Raw genomic sequence first — 19,493 nt, 5'->3', positions numbered from 1 at the left:
AGTTCTGGCGGCGCGGTGACGACCGTTTTCGAGTCAGGCAACCCCGGTCCCGATCGGACGTCTTGTCTGTGAGCCGGTTCGTCAACGGACGGTCTGTCGAGTGACGAAGGGGCTCTCAGTTGACGAGTCGGCTCAGAGTGTCCCCGCTGCCGGCGTCGTGGACCGGCGCGCGGCTCAGCCGCGTGCTCCCGTCCCGCGACGACAGCATGTGCTCGAAAGCCCGGCCCGAAAGGGTCAGCGGCTCGGTACCCGTGAGCGGGGCGACTTTTGAGCAGCCCAACCGACCGCGCGACTCCACATGACGGAAAAGGATTTTCACAGACTTCTGTCCGTCAGGTCTTGAAAGGGCCGTTAGGAGTGCGCCCTCCCGGAGGAGGCCCGGCTGGCCGACCGCGACTACGCCGCGGCCGTCGCCGGTGAGTTCCTCGACGGGCTCGCGATGGCCGGGACGACCACCGCGCTCGTCTTCGGCTCGCACTTCGCGCCCGCCGTCGAAGCGCTCTTCGAGCGGGCTGAGCGCTCAGGGCTGCGGATCACCGCAGGCCAGGTGCTCTCCGACCGGCTCCTGCGCCCGGAGCTGCACACCGACCCCGCGACCGCCGCCGCCGAGGGCGCCGCCCTCATCGAGCGCTGGCACGGCGCGGGGCAGGGCCGGCTGCGGTATGCCGTGACCCCCCGCTTCTCGCTGTCCACCAGCGAGGCGATCCTGAGCGTCTGCGAGGACCTGCTGCGCAGCCGGGACGATCTGTGGTTCACCAGCCACATCAACGAGAACCTGCGCGAGATCAGCACCGTCGCCGAGCTCTTCCCGACCTGTCAGCACTACCTCGACACGTATGCCCGGCACGGGCTGGTCGGTCCCCGCTCGGTGCTGGCGCACAACGTCATCCCGGGCGAGGACGAGCTGCGTCTCCTGGCCGCCAGCGGTGCCGCGGTGTCGCACTGCCCGACGAGCAACGCCGCCCTCGGCAGCGGGATGTTCCCGCTGCGGCGCCACCTCGACGCCAGGGTGGCCGTCGCGCTGGGGTCCGACGTCGGTGCCGGTGCCGGGTTCAACATGCTCAAGGAGGGCCTGCAGGCCTTTTACCTCCAGCAGCTGCTCGGCGCCGACGGGGTGCCGCTCACCCCCGCGCACCTGCTCTACCTCGCCACCGCCGCCGGGGCCGGCGCGCTCGGTCTCGGGAAGCAGGTCGGCGACTTCGGCGTCGGCAAGGAGTTCGACGCGGCCTGGCTCGCACCGCCCGCCGGCAGCACGCTGGACACGGCACTGCGGCACGCGCCCGGAGACTCTGAGAGGCTGGCCCGGATCTTCGTCCTGGGCACCCCGGGAGACGTCGCCGCCACCTGGGTGGGGGGCCGGCTCGTGGCCGGCCACGCACCTGCCAGCACCACGCATACCCCAAGGAGCAGCCATGTCCACGCACGACCCTGACCGTCCGCCCACCGAGGGCGGCTCGCTGGCCGATCCGCACTCGGCCACCCCCGACCAGCTCGACACCGGCACCCACGACACCTCGCGGGCCGAGGTCGCCGCGCAGCAGGCCGACCACCGCGGCGGGCTCGTCCGGGGCAGCGACGCAGCACGTGCCGGCGCGCCCACCGAGCCCAAGAACGGGCTCGACCGCTTCTTCGGCATCAGCTCCTCGGGTTCCACCGTGCCGATCGAGCTGCGGGCGGGGCTGACGACCTTCCTGACGATGAGCTACATCATCTTCGTCAACCCCAACGTGCTCGGCAACGCCATCGACGTGGGCCCGACCACCTTCGTCCAGCTCCTCTCGGTGACCTGCATCGCCGCGATGTTCGGCTCGCTCGTCATGGGGCTTATCGCGCGCTACCCCTTCGCGCAGGCTCCCGGGATGGGGCTCAATGCCTTCTTCGCCTTCACCGTCGTCCTCGGGATGGGAGTGGCCTGGCAGACCGCGCTCGGCGCCGTCTTCATCTCCGGCGTCCTCTTCGTCATGCTCAGCGTGCTCGGTGTGCGGAAGGCGATCGTCCAGGGCATACCCATGGGGCTCAAGCTGGCGATCACCGCCGGCATCGGCTCCTTCCTGGCCCTGCTGGGGCTGCGCAGCGCCGGCATCGTCGTCGCCAACGAGGCCACCCTCGTCGGGCTCGGCGACCTGGGAGCCCCGAGCGCCTGGCTGGCGGTCATCGGCCTCATCTTCACCGCGGTGCTGCTGCAGCTGCGGGTCAAGGGCGCGATCCTCTGGGGCATCCTCGTGACCTCGCTGCTGGCGATCGTCACCCGGGCCGAGGTCTACACGGGAGCGGACGGGTCCCCGGCGGCCTTCGGCGGGTTCACCGACGGCATCGTCGGTGCGCCGGTGTGGCCCTCGGACCTCGTCGGTCAGATGGACATCATGGGCGCGCTCGGCCTCGGCCTGCTCAGCGTCGTCTTCACCTTCTTCTTCGTGGACTTCTTCGACGCCACCGGCACGCTGACCGGCCTGGCCCAGCGCTCGGGCTACCTGGACGAGAAGGGTGACATGCCGCGCGCCAAGACGGTCTTCTCCATGGACGGCCTGGCCTGCACATTCGGCGCCGCGATGGGGACGTCGACGACCACGGCGTACGTCGAGAGCGCGTCCGGCATCGAGGAGGGCGGGCGCACCGGCCTCACCGCCACCGTGACCGGGCTGCTCTTCGGCCTCTCGCTGTTCCTGTGGCCGCTCGCCGGGGTGGTCCCGGGGGCCGCGACGGCACCGGCCCTGGTGCTCGTCGGCGCGCTGATGATGGACGGTATCCGGCACATCGAGTGGGACCAGGTGGCCGAGGGCGTGCCTGCCTTCCTCACGATCATGGTGATGCCGCTGACCTTCTCCATCGCCAACGGCGTCTCGATGGGCATCATCAGCTACTGCGCGATCAAGGCCCTGACCGGCAAGGCCAAGGAGGTCCACTGGATCCTCTACATCGTCGCGGCGCTGCTGCTGGCCCGTTACGTCTGGCTCGGCGAGTAGCCCTCGTCGATGCCCGGCCGGGCGCAGCGGCGACCTGGCAGGCCCTGTGACCGGACCCTGCCGCCGATCCCTCGGCGAGTAGGTCCGGCCATGCCCGGCGACCTGCACCTGCCCACCGCCCTGCTGGTGCTCGCCGTGGTCGTGCTGGTGCACCTGGTCGCGTGGTGGTGGCGGCGCCGCACGGCCCGCGGCTTTCTCTCCGAGACCGACCAGCAGACCTACGAGACGCTGCGCTCCGGTGCCCAGGCCGGCCGAAGCCTGCGCGCCGGCTTCACCGAGAGCCACGCCGACCCCGCCGCCCGGCACCTGCGCACCATGCTCGGCGCGACCGCGCTCGCGGTCTGCGACAGCCAGCAGGCGCTGGCCTGGTCCGGCCTCGGGGACCATCACCGCGAGCAGGCCGCGGGTCACGCCGCCCGGGTCCTCGCCAGCGGTGACGTGGCCGTCCTGACCCGGGCCGACCTGCCGTGTGAGGTGCCGGAGTGCCCGGTCCGCGCCGGGGTCGTCGCCCCGCTCGTGGTCGACGACCGCGTCATCGGCGCGCTCGCGGCATACTCCCCGCGCCCTTCCGCGGGCCTGGCCCGGGCGACCGAGCAGCTCGCCACCTGGGTGAGCGGCCAGCTCGAGCTGGGCGAGCTCGACCGCGAGCGGACCCGGGCGATGGAGGCCGAGCTGCGCAGCCTGCGCGCCCAGATCAGCCCCCACTTCATCTACAACTCGCTCGGCGCGATCGCCTCCTTCGTGCGCACCGACCCCGACCGCGCGCGCGAGCTGCTGCTCGAGTTCGCCGACTTCACCCGGTATGCCCTGCGCCGCGGCGGCGTCTACACGACCCTCGCCGACGAGCTGCGCAACGTCGAGCGCTACCTCGTGCTGGAGCAGGCGCGCTTCGGTGAGCGGCTGCGGGTCAATCTGCTCATCGCTCCGGAGGTGCTGCCGGTCGCGGTGCCCTATCTCGCGGTGCAGCCGCTGGTGGAGAACGCCGTGCGGCACGGGTTGGCCGGCAAGGAGGGGGTCGGCACGGTGACGATCACCGGCACCGACCTCGGCGACCTGGCCGAGATCGCCGTGGAGGACGACGGCGTCGGCTCCGACCCCGAGCTGGTCCGGCGCGCCCTGGACGGGGAGTCCGCGGCGGCGGACGGCAGCGGCGGCGAGGGGATGGGCCTGGGCAACGTCGACGCCCGGCTGCGCCAGGTCTACGGCGACGACCACGGCCTCGTCGTCGAGACCGCTCCCGGCCTGGGCACCAAGGTGACGTTCCGGGTGCCGAAGTATGCCCCCGGCGTCCACCCGGACGCATGAGCTCTTGACCACGTTGACCAGACCAACCAGACTAGAAGCATGAAGACTGTCAATGTCCAAGAGGCCAAGACGCATCTGTCGCGGCTCCTGGCCCGAGTGGAGGCGGGAGAGCGGGTGACCATCTCCCGGGCGGGAGTCCCGATCGCCGAGCTGCGACCGGTCGTCGCTGCGCCGCCGCGCGCTCGGCCCCATGGAGATCACCGTTCCGGCGGACTTCGATGACTCGCTCCCTGAGGAGGAGCTCGACCGGTGGGAGTGACGTACCTGCTGGACACCCACGTACTGCTGTGGCTGATCGGGGATCCTGGACAGCTGGACGAGGAGCAGCGAAGCCACCTCGCCGACCGTCGCAACGTCCTGCTCGTCTCCGCAGTGTCGGCCCTGGAGGTAGCGACGAAGGTGCGACTCGGCAAGCTGGTCGCCCCGGGGCTGGTGGACGCCTGGGCGCGCCGCCTGGCCGACATCGGTGCCGAAGAGCTTCCCATCACCGGGACGCATGCATTGCTGGCGGGGTCCATGAGCTGGCAGCACCGTGACCCATTCGATCGGCTGCTCGTGGCCCAGGGCATCGTCGAGTCCGCGACCCTGGTGACCCGGGACAGCGCGATGAGGCAACTGCCCGCACCCCGCCTCTGGATGGTGTGACCCGACGCCGCCCCGTGTGCGCCGCCCTACGATGGCCGGCATGCGCGCTCTCGTCGTCGACGACGAACCGCCTGCCCTCTCCGAGCTGACCTTCCTGCTCGAGCGGGACGGGCGGTGCGAGAGCGTGCAGCCGGTCGGCTCCGGTGCCGACGCTCTGCGGGTGCTGGAGGGCGGGAAGGTCGAGGTCGTCTTCTCCGACATCTCCATGCCGGGTCTCGACGGCATGGAGCTGGCCCGGGTGGTCGCCCGGTCCGAGCACCCGCCCCTCGTCGTCTTCGTCACCGCCCACGAGGAGCACGCCGTGGACGCCTTCGCGGTGCAGGCGGTCGACTACGTCATGAAGCCGGTCCCCCCGGCGCGGCTCGCGCAGGCGGTCGACCGGGTCGTCGCGGCGCTGGCCCAGCGCAGCGCGACCGGATCCGCGCAGGCTCCCGACCCCGCGTCAGGCGGGCCCGGTGATCCGGCCGAGGAGCGGATCGCGGTCGAGCTCGGTGGCGTCACGCGGTTCGTCCGCCGCTCCGCGGTCCGCTACGTCCAGGCCCAGGGCGACTACGTGCGGCTCTTCACCGGCTCAGCCTCGCACCTGCTCCGGGTGCCGCTCACCACGCTGGAGACCCGCTGGGCCGACGCCGGCTTCGTCCGCATCCACCGCTCCACCCTCGTCAACCTCGCCCACGTCGGGCAGGTCCGCCAGGGGCAGGGCCGGCTCGCGCTCCGGTTGCTGCCCGACGGCCCCGAGCTGCCGGTCGCCCGCCGGCACGCACGGGCGGTGCGCGAGCGGGTGCTCGCGACCGGCGGATGAGCGGGCAGCACGGCGCGCGGGTCCGCGTCACCTCCTCCCGCCGGGGCGCCACCACCGCACGCCGCCGTCCGCTCGCCGCGTCCCTCGTCGAGCAGACCGGGGCCGGTGAGCTCTACCTGCGTGGTCTGCTGCGGGCCCAGCTCCGGCTCGCGCTGCTCGTGCTGGCCGGGCTCGCGCTGGTCCTGGGAGGCATACCCGTCCTGTATGCCGTCCTGCCTGCCGCGCGGGACGTCCGGCTCGCCGGGGTCCCCGTCGTCTGGCCGGTGCTCGCGGTCCTCGTCTATCCCGTCCTCGTCGCGCTCGCCGCGTGGTACACCCGGGCGGCGACCCGGGTCGAGCGCCGGCTCTCCGCGACCGCGCAGGAGCGCTGAGCCGTGGCCGCCAGCCTCGCCGGTGGCGCCGTGCTGCTCGTCTGCCTGGTCACGGTCGCGCTGAGCGCTTTCGCGCTGCGGCTGTCTCGGCGGACCAGCGACTTCTACGTCGCCGGCCGCGCGGTCTCGCCGCAGCGCAACGCCGCCGCGATCGGCGGGGAGTACCTCTCCGCCGCCAGCTTCCTCGGCGTCGCCGGGCTGATCTACGACCAGGGCGTGGACGCGTTGTGGTACCCGATCGGCTACACCGTCGGCTACCTCGTGCTGCTCGTGCTCGTCGCCGCCCCGCTGCGCCGCTCGGGGGCCTACACGCTGCCCGACTTCGCCGAGGCCCGGCTCGAGTCCCGCCTGGTGCGCCACCTGTGCTCGGTCCTGGTCGTCTTCATCGGCTGGCTCTACCTCGTGCCGCAGCTGCAGGGCGCCGGCTTCACGCTCCGGCTGGTGTCCGGCGCGCCGCTGTGGCTGGGTCCGGTCGTCGTCGTGGTCGTCGTGGTGCTGTCCGTCGCGGCAGGGGGTATGCGCTCGATCACCCTGGTGCAGGCGGTGCAGTACTGGATCAAGCTCACCGCGCTCGCGGTCCCCGCGGGCATCCTGCTCGCCGTGTGGTGGGGCAGCCAGGGGCCCGGCCTGGACGTCGCGCAGAGCTGGGTGCTGCCGGGCGGCGGCCCCGCGGGCGGTGGGCACGCGCTCTACCGCACCCTGTCGCTGGTGCTCGCGCTGGCGCTCGGGACGATGGGGCTGCCGCACGTCGTCGTGCGCTACTACACCAACCCCGACGGCACCGCCGCCCGCCGCACCACGGTGCGGGTGCTCGTGCTGCTCGGCCTGTTCTACGTCGTCACCGTCGTGTATGCCCTCCTCGGGCGGGCCTACCTGCCCACCCTGGGAGCGGGGGAGCGGCCGGACACGGTGGTGCTGCGGCTCCCCGCGGAGGTGCTGCCCGGGCTGGGCGCGGAGCTCCTCCTCGCCGCCCTGGCCGGCGGGGCCTTCGCGGCCTTCCTCTCCACCTCCTCCGGGCTGGCTCTCGCCGTGACCGGCGTGCTCAACCAGGACGTCGTGCGGCCGGTCCTGGCCCGGGTGGTGCCGGGCGACGCCTCGGAGGTCGCCGGCTTCCGGATCGCCGCGGTGCTGGCCGTGCTCGTGCCGGTGGCCGGGGTCGGGGTCTTCCCCGAGGTGCCGCTGGCGGCCTTCGTGACGCTGGCCTTCGTCATCGCGGCCTCGACGTTCTTCCCGCTCCTGGCGCTCGGCGTGTGGTGGCCCCGGCTGTCGGTGCAGGGTGCGACCGCCGGGCTCGTGACGGGCACGGTGCTGGCGACCGGTGCGGTCGCCAGCACCGTGCTGGCCGAGGGGTCGCAGGGGTGGGCCTCGGCCCTGCTGGCCCAGCCGGCGGCCTGGATCGTGCCGCTGGTCTGCGGGGTGATGGTCGGGGTCTCGCTGCTCACCCCGTCCGGGATCCCCCCGGGAGCGGCGCGCACGCTGGTGCGGCTGCACACCCCGGAGGACCTCACGGTCTGACCTGGCGGGTCAGAGGTGGCTGGTGATCTCCGCGTCCTCGCGCAGGGCCGCGATGAGCTCGTCGGTGGCGGCGGCCTGCTCCTCGGCCCGGAGCTGCTCGGCGAGCTGGTCCTTGACCTCGTCGAACTCGGGGATCTCGGGCTCCGGGGCAGCGGTGCCGCTCGCGCCCGACTCACCCTCGGGGGCCGCCTCCTCCTGCTGGGCGACGAGCTCGTCGTAGTAGTCCCGCAGCTCCTCATCCGAGGGGTCCTCGACCTGCGCCTCCTCCTCGACGTAGGCCTGGATCGCGAGCTGGGCGCTGGCCTCCCGGCGCGCCGTCTCCTCGTCCATGCCCTGCTCCTCGAGGACGCCGAGGAACTCCTCGACGGACTCCAGGCCGTTGCCGGTCGCGAGCTCCTCGAGCAGCCCGTCGACCTCCTCCTCGGTGGGCTCGAGGCCGGCCTCCTCCGCCGCCTGCCGCAGCAGCACGCTGTCGACGACGGTGTCGAGGGTGTCGGCCTGGAGCTGCTCGGTGTCCAGCTCCTCGCCGCTCATCTGCGCCTGCCCGGAGGCGCTGGCGAACTGGCTCTCGTAGTAGGTGGCGAACTCGTCCTTGGCCACGTCCTCCCCGTTGACCGTGGCGACCGGGTCCGGGACCTCGCTCAGGTCCGGCTCGGGCATGGCCTCTGGGAGCTCCGGCGCTGCGCTGCTGCTGGCGGCGTCGTCCGGCGCGGGGCTGCTGCTGCTCGCGGCGGCAGCGTCGCCGTCGCCACCGCCGTCGGTGCTGCACGCGGTGAGGCCGGCGAGGCTGATGGTCAGGCCTAGGCTGATCGTGGCGAGCTTCCGTCGAGCGGACATCGTCCATCTCCCTGGTCGGGTGCGGGTGTGCAAGCCGCGGAAACTAGCACGCCCGCATGGGTGACCCACCCGGGATTCTCCCAGGCTTCACGCAGGTGCGGAGGATGCCGGCCGCCGGGCGCGCGTCGGGCGCCGCTCGCCGCAGGATCAGCACCCGGTGACCGGCCGGACCTGCGCCCCGGGGGTGGGGCACGGCATACTCGGGACCGACCCCGAGCGCGAGGAGCACCGATGTCCGACGAGGGACTGTCCAACCTGCTGCACGAGGAGCGCACCTTCGCCCCGAGCGATGAGTTCGCCGCCCAGGCCAACGGCTCGAGCGAGCTGTTCGACCGGGCCCGGGAGGACCGGGAGGGCTTCTGGGCCGAGCAGGCGCGGACCTACCTGGACTGGGAGACCGACTTCGACCAGGTGCTCGACTGGTCCGAGGCGCCCTTCGCCAAGTGGTTCGTCGGCGGCCGGCTCAACGCCTGCGTCAACGCGGTCGACCGGCACGTCGAGGCCGGGCACGGCGACCGGGTCGCGATCCACTGGGTCGGCGAGCCCGAGGACGACACCCGCGACATCACGTATGCCGAGCTGCACGAGCAGGTGCAGCGGGCCGCCAACGCGCTCACCGACCTCGGCGTGGGCGAGGGCGACACGGTGATGATCTACCTGCCGATGGTGCCCGAGGCCGCCGTCGCCATGCTGGCCTGCGCCCGGCTCGGCGCGCCGCACTCCGTCGTCTTCGGCGGCTTCTCCTCCGACGCCCTGCGCAGCCGCATCGCCGACGCCGACAGCAAGGTCGTCATCACCGCCGACGGCGGCTACCGCCGCGGCACGCCCTCCGGGCTCAAGTCCGTGGTCGACGGCGCGCTGGAGGGGGACACCCCCGTCGAGCACGTCCTCGTGGTGCGACGCACCGAGCAGGACGTCGAGTGGACCGAGGGCCGCGACGTCTGGTGGCACGAGGCGCTCGAGGCGGCCGACGCGACCCACGAGGCGCAGGCCTTCGACGCCGAGCACCCGCTGTTCATCCTCTACACCTCCGGCACGACCGGGAAGCCCAAGGGCATCGTGCACACCACCGGGGGTTACCTGCTGCAGACGGCCTACACCTCGCACGTCGTGCACGACATCCACCCGGAGACCGACGTCTACTGGTGCACCGCCGACGTCGGCTGGGTGACGGGGCACTCCTACATCGTCTACGGGCCGATGACGCTGGGCGCGACCCAGGTGATGTACGAGGGCACGCCGGACACCCCGCACCAGGGCCGGTTCTGGGAGATCGTCCAGGACAAGAAGGTGACGATCCTCTACACCGCGCCCACGGCCATCCGGACCTTCATGAAGTGGGGCAAGGAGATCCCGGAGAAGTTCGACCTCTCCAGCCTCAAGCTGCTCGGGTCGGTCGGTGAGCCGATCAACCCCGAGGCGTGGATGTGGTACCGGGAGGTCATCGGCGGGGGCCGCTGCCCGATCGTCGACACGTGGTGGCAGACCGAGACCGGCGGCATCATGATCTCCCCGATCCCCGGCGTCACCGAGACCCGGCCCGGCTCGGCCCAGCACCCCATCCCGGGCATCAACGCCGTGGTCGTCGACGACATGGGGCAGCCGGTGGAGAAGGGGTCCGGCGGCTACCTCGTGGTCACCGACCCCTGGCCGTCGATGCTGCGCGGGATCTGGGGCGACCCGGAGCGCTACAAGGAGACCTACTGGAGCCGGTTCGAGGACATGTACTTCGCCGGGGACGGTGCCAAGCTGGACGAGGACGGCAACATCTGGGTGCTCGGCCGGGTCGACGACGTCATGAACGTCTCCGGCCACCGGATGTCGACCGCTGAGATCGAGTCGGCGCTGGTCAGCCACCCGAAGGTCGCCGAGGCGGCGGTCGTCGGTGCGGCGGACGAGACGACCGGTCAGGCGATCTGCGCCTTCGTCATCCTGCGGCAGGAGGCTGTCGAGGAGGCCGACGAGGCCGGCGAGGGGCAGGACCTCGTGGCCGAGCTGCGCCAGCACGTCGCCAAGGAGATCGGCGCCATCGCCAAGCCGCGTCAGATCATGGTCGTGCCCGAGCTGCCCAAGACCCGCTCGGGCAAGATCATGCGCCGCTTGCTCAAGGACGTCGCCGAGAACCGCGAGGTGGGCGACGTCACCACGTTGGCCGACTCCTCGGTCATGGACCTCATCAGCAAGGGCATGGACTCCGGCGACTGAGGAGCCTCGCACGCACTGAGCGCCGGCATGACACAGGAGAGCCTCCGCGAGGAGGCTCTCCCGTGACGTGGAGGCTCCCGGTCGCCGCGCCTCAGCGGCTCTCCCAGGCGTCCGGCTGGTCCAGCAGCGCGGACACCGGGGGAGCGAACGTGCCGTCGACGGCGCGGATGACGTCGCCGACGGCGATCTGGTCGGCGGCCGGGGCCAGCCGTTGCGCCGTCGCTTCCTCGCCTCGCTCGGGCTCGTCGCCGGCTTCCCCGACGCCACCGGAGGGGGCGGGTGGGGTCCGGCCGGTGGTCGTCGCGGTCTGGCTGGGCGCGGTGAGCTACGTCGTGGCGGCGCTGCGCGTCAGCCGTGCCGCCGCAGATGCCTCCACGGCCGGCTCAGAGCGAAGCTGCGCCCGCTGACCTCCGTCACGGTGATCGCGACGACGTTGAACTTCTCCGTGCCGACCCACGGCCGCAGCCGCAGGTTGTCGACCTCGCGGGCCTCCTGCCCCTCGAGGATGCCCGCGGTGCCGCGGGCGACGACGCTCCAGGCGGTCTCCGCGTCGTCGTCGACCTGGTCGATCTCGAAGGCGACGTCGGAGTCCATCACCACACCGAGCAGCTTGGAGCCCTCCGCGGTGCGGAAGACGAGGCGGTCCCGGTCGACGGCGTAGTTGACCGGGGCGATGTGCACCTCGTCGGTGAGGTGGTGGGCCAGGCGGCCGAACTCGTGCTGGCCGAGGAGGTCCCAGCACTCCCGCTCGGAGAGGGTGGTCGTGGGCGAGTCGCTCATCATCTGCTCCTGTCGTCCGACTACGACCATGCTACTACTTGAGGTCGTACATCGCCCCGGCCGTAGGTCCCGGACCTCACACCCTGGCCGGGCCCCCGGCCGGCGACCGGACGGCCCCCCGGCCGGTCGCTTGCGGGGTCACCCTCCGAGGGCCCGTTCGACGGCGCCCTGCACCTGGGTGACCGCGAGCCAGGCGAACAGCAGGGCGCAGACGCCCATGAGGACGTTGACGACCGGGCCGTTGCGCCACTCCTTCGGGGTCCGGGCCGTGTTGAGGATCCAGAGCAGGGTGACGGCGAGGAACGGCATGAAGAAGGCGCCGAGCACGCCGTACGCCAGGATGAGCCACACCGGGCGGCCGAGGAAGAGCATGATCATCGGCGGGAAGGTCAGCCAGAGGATGTAGGCCTTGTACCAGGTCCCGCCGAGGCGCACGCTCGGGTCGTCCTTGGGCAGCTTGCGCGCGTGGCCGACGAAGTCGGCGAACATCATCGAGACGCCGTTCCACACGCCGACCAGCGAGCTCATCGCGGCGGCCCAGAAGCCGACGAGGAAGACGGTGCCGGCCCACGCGCCATAGCGGTCCCGGAGCACCTCGGAGAGGTCGAGCAGACCCTCGTCGCCGGTCTCGACCGCGATGCCGGCGGAGTAGAGCAGCTCGGCGCCGACGATCAGGGTCGAGATGACGAAGATGCCGGTCACGGTGTAGGCGACGGCGTTGTCGAGCCGCATGACCCGCATGTGCCCCGGGGTGGTCCACCCCTTCTCCCGGATCCAGTAGCCGTAGGCGGCCAGCGTGATCGTGCCGCCCACCCCGCCCGCGACGGACAGGACGTTGATGAGCCCGCCCTCGGGGATCCGGGGGACGAGGCCGGTCACGAGCTCGGGGATGTTGGGGAGCGTGAGCAGCGCGGCGACGAACATCGTCACGAACATCAGGCCGACCAGCGCCGCACAGACCTTCTCGAAGAGGGCATACCGGCCGAACCACACCAGCGCCGCACCGACGAGGCCGGACAGGATGCCCCACCAGGTGACGGACAGCGCCGGGAAGAGGCTCGCGAGCGGCAGTCCCGTCCCTGCCATGGCGGCGGCGCCGTAGACGAAGCCCCAGATGACGATGTAGGGCGCGAAGTACCACGTCGTCCAGCGGCCGAGCGTCGCCCAGCCCTCGTAGATCGTGTTGCCGGTGGCGAGCGAGTAGCGGCCGGCGCCCTCCACCAGGACCACCTTCATCAGGCAGCCGACGATGACCGCCCAGAGGAGGGCATACCCGAACCGCTGCCCGGCGATGACCGTCGCCACCAGGTCGGCGGCGCCGACACCGGTCGCGGCGACGATGAGGCCGGGGCCGACCAGGCTCCACCCGGCGCGGGAGTCGGGGGCGGTCTGAGACTGCGTCGTCATGGGTCCTGTACACCGGGTGCGCGTCGACCAGCGCAGGACGGGCGCGTGGCAGGCTGAGGTATGCGCGTGACCGAGCTGTGGAGGTATCCCGTCAAGTCCTTCGCCGGGGAGGCGGTGGACACCTCGGGCGTCGAGCCGTGGGGGCTGGCGGGGGACCGGCGCTGGGGCGTGGTTGGTCCCGACGGCTTCCCGGTGACCGCGCGCGAGTGCCACGGGCTGCTGGGGCTGACCGCGCGACAGGTCGACGAGGAGACGATCCGGATCGCCGCGCGTGACGGTGACTCGATCCTGGTGGAGACCCCGCTCGGGGTGCCGGTGGTGGCGGTCGGCCACTCGCGGCAGGGCTTCGCGCCGCCCGCGGACGCGGACGTCAGCGAGTGGATCTCCGAGAAGGTCGGGCGGGAGCTGCGGCTGGTCTGGCAGGAGGACCCGGCCGTGCGGCGCATCTCCGGCGCGCACGGTGGGCAGGAGGGTGAGGCCATGTCGCTCGCCGACGCCGGGCCGATCCTGCTGACCAGCGAGGTGTCGCTGACGCGGGTGGGCGACTGGATCCTCGGGGGAGGTGGCGAGCCGGTGCCGATGTCGCGGTTCCGGCCCAACGTCGTGATCGACGGGGAGAGCGCCTTCGCCGAGGACGACTGGGAGTTCGTGACGATCGGGGAGGTCCGCTACCGCCGCACCGAGCTGTGCGACCGGTGCGTCATGACGCAGATCGACGGCGAGACGCTGGAGACCGGCAAGGAGCCGATCCGGACGCTGGCCCAGCACCGCCGGTGGGACGGCAAGACGTGGTTCGGCATCAGGCTCGTGCCGGTCGGGCTGGACGACGCGCCGGCGCAGGTGACGGTCGGCGACGAGGTCGCTCCCGGCTGAGTCGTCGCGGGACGCCGTCCCGCAGCGTCACCGTCAGGCTCGCCCGCTCCGCTCCTGCCCCGGCGCCATGAGCTCGATCCGGTTGTCGAAACCGTCCCGGCAGTGGAACCGCTCGTAGCCCTCGAAGCTGTGGCGCTCGGACCAGTCCACCTCGAAGCGGGCACTCCGAAGATTCGCGGCGGAAAGGGAAGGCATCACACGGATTCATGAGAGCTTTGGCGCGCCCGCCTGCGCTGATGACCAGCCAGAGTGCCCACGCGGAGGCCCCCGTCCAGAGGACTATCCCGACGCCAAGACACATCGTGGGTCCAGCTCGACTACCGAACGCTCTCTTGTCGATCCGGTTCTCAGTGACGTGGACGGTGCGGGCGTCTCGGCCGTTTGTGGCACGCCAGGAACGAGGCGACGTAGAGTTGGGGCATACCCAACGACGGGAGGCACGACGTGCCACGTGCTGGTCGGCAGCAGACCGAGGAGATGACGCCCCGGTCGGCCCGGGCGGAGTCAGTCCGGGAGATCGCGGCGCGACAGGCGGGGGAGCGGGGGCCGCTCCTGGAGATCCTGCACGCCGTGCAGGCCGCGCACGGCTACGTCGCGACGAGGACGTCGCCGAGATCGCCGACGTCCTCAACCTCTCGGTCGCCGAGGTCCACGGGACGGTGAGCTTCTACCACGACTTCCGGCGCACCCCACCGCCCGAGCACACCGTGCAGGTATGCCGTGCCGAGGCCTGTCAGGCGGTCGGTGCCGCGGACCTCTACACCGCGGCGCAGGAGCGCTTCGCCGGGCGGGACGACGTCGAGGTGCGCGAGGTCTTCTGCTTCGGCAACTGCGCGCTCGGACCCAGCGCCAGCGTCGACGGGCGCCTCCGGGGTCGTGTCACCGCCGACGACCTGGCCGCCGCGGAGTCGGGGTGGTCCCCATGACCACCGTCTGGGTGCCGCAGGATTCCTCGGCCCGCGCCGTCGGTGCCGACGAGGTCGCCGCGGCCCTCGCGCAGGTCGAGGGAGTCACCGTCCGGCGCAACGGCACCCGGGGCATGCTCTGGCGCGAGCCGCTCGTCGAGGTCGAGACCGAGCGCGGGCGGGTGGCTACGCCGCGGTCACGGCCGACGGCATACCCGACCTGGTCGGGGCGGGGATGCTCACCGGCGCCGATCACGAGACCTGCATCGGGGTGGTCGACGACGACCCGTGGCTCACCGGGCAGGACCGGGTGAGCCTGGCGCGGATCGGGCTGGCCGAGCCGACCGACCTCGGCGCCTACGAGGCCCAGGGCGGCTGGGCCGGGCTCCGGCGGGCGCTCGAGCTCGACCCGGCCGAGGTCGTCGAGGAAGTGCTCACCTCGGGCCTGCGCGGCCGCGGCGGCGCGGGCTTCCCCACCGGCATCAAGTGGCGCACCGTCCTGGAGGCGGACAGCGACCAGAAGTTCGTCGCCTGCAACCTCGACGAGGGCGACTCCGGCACCTTCGCCGACCGGATCCTCGCCGAAGCCGACCCGTTCACCCTCGTCGAGGGCATGACCATCGCGGCGGTCACGGTCGGCGCGACCGAGGGCTACATCTACTGCCGCAGCGAGTACCCCGACGCCATCGCCCGGCTCCGTGACGCCATCGCGGTCGCTGCCGAGCACGGCTACCTCGGCGACGACGTCGCCGGCAGCGGCCGGGCATTCCGCCTCCAGGTGCGCGTCGCGCCGGCGCCTACATCTGCGGCGAGGAGACCTCCATGCTGGAGTCCCTCGAGGGCCGTCGCGGCGAGGTCCGCGCCAAGCCGCCGATCCCCGCGCTGCACGGCCTCTGGGGCAGTCCGACCGTGGTCAACAACCTGCTCTCCTTCGCGGCGATCCCGACGATCCTCGCCGACGGCGGCAGGGCGTATGCCGACCGCGGTGTCGGCCGCTCGCGCGGCACCCAGATCTTCCAGCTGGCCGGCAACATCGCCCGCGGCGGCGTCTTCGAGGCGCCGCTCGGTATCACGCTGCGCGAGCTCGTCGAGGACATCGGCGGCGGCACCCGAACCGGCCGTCCGGTCCGCGCGGTGCAGGTCGGCGGGCCGCTGGGGGCCTACCTGCCGGCCGACAGGCTGGACGTCCCGATGGGCTACGAGGAGCTCGCCGAGGCCGGCGGCATGCTCGGCCACGGCGGCGTCGTCGTCTTCGACGCCACCGTCGACATGGGGCGGATGGCCCGCTTCGCCATGGAGTTCTGCGCCAAGGAGTCGTGCGGCAAGTGCACCCCCTGCCGGGTCGGCTCCACCCGCGGCGTCGAGACGATCGACAAGATCACCAGCACGCCCGCCGGCGCCGAGGGGCGCGACCAGCTCTTCGTCCTCCTCGAGGACCTCTGCGCCACCATGACCACCGGCTCGCTGTGCGCCATGGGCGGCCTCACGCCCGTCCCGGTCCGCAGCGCGCTCACCCACTTCCCGGAGGACTTCGGAGAGCCCGCGATGACCGCCACCATCCCCACCGCCGAGCAGGTCGCGAGCCGGCTCGGGCAGGCCAGCCGCGAGGGCGACATCACCGGTATGCCGGGGGTCACCCCTGGTGCCACCGACGGGGCGACGGGCGCGGCATACCTGCCCGAGCCCGACTTCGGCACCCCCGAAATGCGCAGCGGGACGACCGTCACCCTGACCATCGACGGCCGCGAGGTCACCGTGCCCCAGGGCACCTCGGTCATGCGCGCGGCCCGCGAGGCCGGCGTCGAGATCCCCAGCCTGTGCGCCACCGACTCGCTCAAGGCCTTCGGCTCGTGCCGCCTCTGCCTCGTCGACATCGAGGACGGCAAGGGCAAGCCCGCGTCCTGCACCACGCCGTGCTCCGACGGGGCCGTCGTCCGGACCGACACCGACGAGGTCCGCCAGCTGCGGCGCGGGGTCATGGAGCTCTATCTCTCCGACCACCCGACCGACTGCGCCGGCTGCGCCCGCGGCTCCTGCGAGGTCGCGGCGCTCGCCCGCCAGACCGGGGTCGCCGAGGTGCGCTACGGGCTGCCCGACCCGCTCGACCGCGGCGAGCGCGACACCTCCAACCCCTACTTCGACTACGAGCCGGACGCCTGCATCGCCTGCTCGCGCTGCGTGCGCGCCTGCTCCGACATCCAGGGCACCTTCGCGCTCACCGTGGAGGGCCGCGGGCCCGCCTCGCGCATCGCGCCCGGGCCGACCGACTTCTTCGGCTCGGAGTGCGTCTCCTGCGGCGCCTGCGTCCAGGCCTGCCCCACCGACGCGCTCACCGAGAAGTCGGTCATCTCCCTCGGTATGCCCAAGCGCGTCGTGGAGACGACCTGCGCCTACTGCGGGGTGGGCTGCTCCTTCCGCGCCGAGGTCACCGACTCGCGCGACCAGGAGACCGGCGAGACCCGCACCGAGGTCGTGCGGATGATGCCGCTCAAGGCGGGCAAGGCCAACGAGGGCCACTCCTGCGTCAAGGGCCGCTTCGCCTACGGCTACACCGACCACGCCGACCGGCAGATGTCGCCGATGGTCCGCGACACGATCGAGGACGAGTGGCGGGTGGTGAGCTGGGAGGAGGCGATCGCGCGGGTCGCCGACGGCTTCCGCGCGATCCAGGACCGTCATGGGGCCGGCAGCATCGGAGCCATCTCGTCCTCCCGTTGCACCAACGAGGAGGTCTACGTCGTCCAGAAGATGGTGCGTGCCGCCTTCGGCAACAACAACGTCGACACCTGCGCCCGGGTCTGCCACAGCCCGACCGGCTACGGCCTCAACCAGACCTTCGGCACCTCCGCCGGCACGCAGGACTTCGCCTCGGTCGAGGAGACCGACGTCGTCCTGCTCATCGGTGCCAACCCCACCGACGCGCACCCCGTCTTCGCCTCACGGATGAAGCAGCGGCTGCGCGAGGGCGCGCAGATCATCGTCGCCGACCCGCGCCAGATCGACCTCGTGCGCACCCCGCACGTCGAGGCGTCGGCACACCTGCCGCTGCGGCCCGGCTCCAACGTCGCCTTCGTCAACGCGATGGCGCACACCGTCGTCACCGAGGGCCTGCACGACAAGGGCTTCCTGGAGGAACGCTGCGAGGATGTCGAGGCCTACCTCGACTTCATCCGCTCGCCGGAGAACTCACCGGAGGCGACCGCCGAGGCGACCGGGCTGGACCCCGAGCAGGTCCGCGCCGCCGCGCGCCTCTACGCCGACGCCCCCAACGGCTCGATCTACTACGGCCTCGGCGTCACCGAGCACAGCCAGGGCTCGACGATGGTCATGGGCATGGCCAACCTCGCGATGGTCACCGGCAACATCGGCCGCCCCGGCGTCGGCATCAACCCGCTGCGCGGCCAGAACAACGTCCAGGGTTCCTGCGACATGGGCTCCTTCCCGCACGAGCTGCCCGGCTACCGGCACATCTCGCTGCCCGAGGTCCGCTCGATCTTCGAGGACCGGTGGGGCGTCACCCTCGACCCCGAGCCGGGGCTGCGGATCCCCAACATGTTCGACGCCGCGATCGGCGGCAGTTTCAAGGGGCTCTTCGTGCACGGCGAGGACATCGCCCAGTCCGACCCCAACCTGCAGCACGTCCGCGCCGCGCTGACCAGCATGGACATGGTCGTGGTCCAGGACCTCTTCCGCAACGAGACCGCGCGCTACGCCCACGTCTTCCTGCCGGGCTCGAGCTTCCTGGAGAAGGACGGCACGTTCACCAACGCCGAGCGGCGGCTCGGGCGGGTGCGTCCGGTCATGCCGAGCCGGGTCGGCAAGGACGAGTGGAAGGTCGTGTGCGAGATCGCGACGGCGATGGGCTATCCGATGGAGTATGCCTCCGCCTCGGAGATCATGGACGAGATCGCCTCGACGACACCCACCTTCGCCGGGGTCAGCTTCGCCCGGCTCGACGCCGAGGGCTCGATGCAGTGGCCGGTCAACGACAGCGCACCGCAGGGCACGCCCACGATGCACGTCGACGCCTTCGTGCGCGGCAAGGGCAAGCTCGTCCCGACCGTCTTCGTGCCCACGACCGAGACGACCAACCGGCGGTTCCCGCTCATCCTCACCACCGGGCGGATCCTGTCGCAGTACAACGTCGGGGCGCAGACCCGCCGCACCGCCAACTCCTCCTGGCACCCCGAGGACGTGCTCGAGGTGCACCCCGCGGACGCCGAGATGCGGGGGATCAGGACCGGCGACCGGGTCGAGCTCGCGAGCCGGGTCGGGGCGACGACGCTCACCGCGCTGGTGTCGGAGCGGATGCAGCCCGGTGTGGTCTACACGACCTTCCACCACCCGGTGACCGGCGCCAACGTCGTGACGACGGAGAACTCCGACTGGGCCACCAACTGCCCGGAGTACAAGGTGACGGCGGTGCAGGTCGGGGTCGCCAACGCGGGCCGGGAGCACGATGCGGCGGAGGCGGCCGAGGTCAGCGACGGGCACGAGCCGGTCGACCCGGCGGTCGACGTGGTGGGGGCGCGCCGGTGAGCCGGCGCGAGCCGGACCTCGACGCCCCGACCGACGCCGACCCGAGCCCGGACCAGGGCCCGCCGACAGGGGAAGACGTCGACGTGCATACCCGTCAGCACCAGCCCGCCGAGGTGCGGATGGGCGAGGACATCGCGCGGGCGATGGCGCACCACCCGCCGGAGCGCGCCGCCGAGGAGATCGCCACCCACATCCGCAAGTTCTGGGACCCGCGCATGCGGGCCTCGATCGTCGGGCGGATGGAGCGGGGCGAGTCGATGGACGAGCTGCTGCGCGCCGGCGTCGCGCTCTACCGCCAGGGTGAGATCGACCGCGGCGAGGTCGCCGAGCCCTCCGGCGGGTGATC

17 protein-coding genes and 3 pseudogenes are annotated in these 19,493 nt (G+C 72.2%); 16 read left to right on the top strand and 4 right to left on the bottom strand.

The window, feature by feature from the left end; genetic code table 11:
* Positions 1-373: 373 nt before the first annotated feature.
* The 8 genes and pseudogenes from BJF80_RS09850 to BJF80_RS09815 form a co-directional block, all read left to right on the top strand.
* Positions 374-1,432 (top strand): annotated as a pseudogene (locus BJF80_RS09850) (guanine deaminase); the annotation flags it as partial.
* A complete protein-coding gene (locus BJF80_RS09845) occupies positions 1,413-2,963 on the top strand; it encodes an NCS2 family permease (protein ID WP_083673590.1) in 1,551 nt (516 codons plus the stop codon). The pseudogene BJF80_RS09850 and the gene BJF80_RS09845, both read left to right, overlap by 20 nt.
* 90 nt (positions 2,964-3,053) lie before the next feature.
* Complete coding sequence (locus BJF80_RS09840) at positions 3,054-4,268, top strand: histidine kinase (protein WP_022925869.1); 1,215 nt, start codon at positions 3,054-3,056, stop codon at positions 4,266-4,268.
* Between the two features lie 39 nt (positions 4,269-4,307).
* On the top strand, positions 4,308-4,490 hold the full coding sequence (locus tag BJF80_RS09835; RefSeq protein WP_083673589.1) for a type II toxin-antitoxin system Phd/YefM family antitoxin: 183 nt from the start codon (positions 4,308-4,310) through the stop codon (positions 4,488-4,490).
* Between the two features lie 27 nt (positions 4,491-4,517).
* Positions 4,518-4,913, top strand: coding sequence for a type II toxin-antitoxin system VapC family toxin (locus tag BJF80_RS09830; RefSeq protein WP_075813235.1), 396 nt, complete (start codon positions 4,518-4,520; stop codon positions 4,911-4,913).
* Between the two features lie 40 nt (positions 4,914-4,953).
* Positions 4,954-5,715 carry a LytR/AlgR family response regulator transcription factor gene (locus BJF80_RS09825; RefSeq protein ID WP_083673615.1) on the top strand — a complete coding sequence of 254 codons (762 nt, stop codon included), beginning with the start codon at positions 4,954-4,956 and terminating at the stop codon, positions 5,713-5,715.
* On the top strand, positions 5,712-6,086 hold the full coding sequence (locus BJF80_RS09820) for a hypothetical protein (RefSeq protein ID WP_075813231.1): 375 nt from the start codon (positions 5,712-5,714) through the stop codon (positions 6,084-6,086). Before BJF80_RS09825 ends, BJF80_RS09820 begins: the two co-directional genes overlap by 4 nt.
* 3 nt (positions 6,087-6,089) lie before the next feature.
* Positions 6,090-7,601, top strand: a complete 1,512-nt coding sequence (locus BJF80_RS09815; RefSeq protein ID WP_022925864.1) for a sodium/solute symporter — start codon at positions 6,090-6,092, stop codon at positions 7,599-7,601.
* A 9-nt stretch (positions 7,602-7,610) separates the two neighbouring features.
* On the opposite strand, the gene BJF80_RS09810 is transcribed toward BJF80_RS09815, so the two are convergent.
* Entirely contained in the window at positions 7,611-8,438 is an 828-nt protein-coding gene (locus tag BJF80_RS09810; RefSeq protein WP_075813229.1) for a SurA N-terminal domain-containing protein, read from the bottom strand.
* Positions 8,439-8,669: 231 nt separating this feature from the next.
* On the opposite strand from BJF80_RS09810, the gene acs reads away from it, so the two are divergent.
* A complete protein-coding gene (gene acs, locus BJF80_RS09805) occupies positions 8,670-10,643 on the top strand; it encodes an acetate--CoA ligase (protein WP_075813227.1) in 1,974 nt (657 codons plus the stop codon).
* Positions 10,644-10,845: 202 nt separating this feature from the next.
* Positions 10,846-10,977 (top strand): annotated as a pseudogene (locus BJF80_RS20120) (sulfite exporter TauE/SafE family protein); the annotation flags it as partial.
* A gap of 14 nt (positions 10,978-10,991) precedes the next feature.
* Here the strand turns inward: BJF80_RS20120 and BJF80_RS09800 are convergent.
* Positions 10,992-11,423: a pyridoxamine 5'-phosphate oxidase family protein gene (locus tag BJF80_RS09800; RefSeq protein WP_083673614.1), complete on the bottom strand. Its 432-nt coding sequence runs from the start codon at positions 11,421-11,423 to the stop codon at positions 10,992-10,994.
* 138 nt (positions 11,424-11,561) lie between these two features.
* Positions 11,562-12,830: an Nramp family divalent metal transporter gene (locus tag BJF80_RS09795; protein ID WP_075813223.1), complete on the bottom strand. Its 1,269-nt coding sequence runs from the start codon at positions 12,828-12,830 to the stop codon at positions 11,562-11,564.
* Positions 12,831-12,890: 60 nt separating this feature from the next.
* Between BJF80_RS09795 and BJF80_RS09790 the strand changes: the two genes are divergently transcribed.
* Entirely contained in the window at positions 12,891-13,703 is an 813-nt protein-coding gene (locus tag BJF80_RS09790; RefSeq protein WP_075813221.1) for an MOSC domain-containing protein, read from the top strand.
* Positions 13,704-13,736: 33 nt separating this feature from the next.
* Here the strand turns inward: BJF80_RS09790 and BJF80_RS18840 are convergent, their stop codons facing one another.
* The gene (locus BJF80_RS18840; protein WP_158068512.1) at positions 13,737-13,898 is read right to left on the bottom strand and encodes a hypothetical protein; all 162 of its coding nucleotides are present in this window, start codon (positions 13,896-13,898) and stop codon (positions 13,737-13,739) included.
* Positions 13,899-14,362: 464 nt separating this feature from the next.
* Between BJF80_RS18840 and BJF80_RS20115 the strand changes: the two genes are divergently transcribed.
* The 5 genes and pseudogenes from BJF80_RS20115 (at position 14,363) to BJF80_RS09770 (ending at position 19,491) form a co-directional block, all read left to right on the top strand.
* Positions 14,363-14,629, top strand: a complete 267-nt coding sequence (locus tag BJF80_RS20115) for an NAD(P)H-dependent oxidoreductase subunit E (RefSeq protein WP_237767532.1) — start codon at positions 14,363-14,365, stop codon at positions 14,627-14,629.
* Complete coding sequence (locus BJF80_RS20110) at positions 14,626-14,922, top strand: thioredoxin domain-containing protein (RefSeq protein ID WP_237767531.1); 297 nt, start codon at positions 14,626-14,628, stop codon at positions 14,920-14,922. The genes BJF80_RS20115 and BJF80_RS20110 overlap by 4 nt, the downstream gene beginning before the upstream one ends.
* Positions 14,844-15,332 (top strand): annotated as a pseudogene (locus BJF80_RS20105) (formate dehydrogenase); the annotation flags it as partial. The gene BJF80_RS20110 and the pseudogene BJF80_RS20105, both read left to right, overlap by 79 nt.
* Positions 15,333-15,430: 98 nt before the next feature.
* On the top strand, positions 15,431-19,147 hold the full coding sequence (gene fdhF / locus BJF80_RS09775) for a formate dehydrogenase subunit alpha (RefSeq protein WP_237767530.1): 3,717 nt from the start codon (positions 15,431-15,433) through the stop codon (positions 19,145-19,147).
* The gene (locus tag BJF80_RS09770) at positions 19,144-19,491 is read left to right on the top strand and encodes a formate dehydrogenase subunit delta (RefSeq protein ID WP_075813219.1); all 348 of its coding nucleotides are present in this window, start codon (positions 19,144-19,146) and stop codon (positions 19,489-19,491) included. The genes fdhF and BJF80_RS09770 overlap by 4 nt, the downstream gene beginning before the upstream one ends.
* The last annotated feature ends 2 nt before the right edge of the window (positions 19,492-19,493 follow it).

It is taken from the genome of Serinicoccus sp. CUA-874 (genome assembly GCF_001942225.1).
GTDB classification, from domain to species: domain Bacteria; phylum Actinomycetota; class Actinomycetes; order Actinomycetales; family Dermatophilaceae; genus Ornithinicoccus; species Ornithinicoccus marinus.
Note: the sequence above shows the minus strand (reverse complement) of the source record. Positions and strands in the feature narration are given on the sequence as shown.

Bases quoted from the DNA above. Each gene is read 5' to 3' on its own strand.
- BJF80_RS09845 (WP_083673590.1), top strand. From the start codon at position 1,413: ATGTCCACGCACGACCCTGACCGTCCGCCCACCGAGGGCGGCTCGCTG.
- BJF80_RS09840 (WP_022925869.1), top strand. From the start codon at position 3,054: ATGCCCGGCGACCTGCACCTGCCCACCGCCCTGCTGGTGCTCGCCGTG.
- BJF80_RS09835 (WP_083673589.1), top strand. From the start codon at position 4,308: ATGAAGACTGTCAATGTCCAAGAGGCCAAGACGCATCTGTCGCGGCTC.
- BJF80_RS09825 (WP_083673615.1), top strand. From the start codon at position 4,954: ATGCGCGCTCTCGTCGTCGACGACGAACCGCCTGCCCTCTCCGAGCTG.
- BJF80_RS09820 (WP_075813231.1), top strand. From the start codon at position 5,712: ATGAGCGGGCAGCACGGCGCGCGGGTCCGCGTCACCTCCTCCCGCCGG.
- BJF80_RS09810 (WP_075813229.1), bottom strand. From the start codon at position 8,438: ATGTCCGCTCGACGGAAGCTCGCCACGATCAGCCTAGGCCTGACCATC.
- acs (WP_075813227.1), top strand. From the start codon at position 8,670: ATGTCCGACGAGGGACTGTCCAACCTGCTGCACGAGGAGCGCACCTTC.
- BJF80_RS09800 (WP_083673614.1), bottom strand. From the start codon at position 11,423: ATGAGCGACTCGCCCACGACCACCCTCTCCGAGCGGGAGTGCTGGGAC.
- BJF80_RS09795 (WP_075813223.1), bottom strand. From the start codon at position 12,830: ATGACGACGCAGTCTCAGACCGCCCCCGACTCCCGCGCCGGGTGGAGC.
- BJF80_RS09790 (WP_075813221.1), top strand. From the start codon at position 12,891: ATGCGCGTGACCGAGCTGTGGAGGTATCCCGTCAAGTCCTTCGCCGGG.
- BJF80_RS18840 (WP_158068512.1), bottom strand. From the start codon at position 13,898: ATGCCTTCCCTTTCCGCCGCGAATCTTCGGAGTGCCCGCTTCGAGGTG.
- BJF80_RS20110 (WP_237767531.1), top strand. From the start codon at position 14,626: ATGACCACCGTCTGGGTGCCGCAGGATTCCTCGGCCCGCGCCGTCGGT.
- fdhF (WP_237767530.1), top strand. From the start codon at position 15,431: ATGCTGGAGTCCCTCGAGGGCCGTCGCGGCGAGGTCCGCGCCAAGCCG.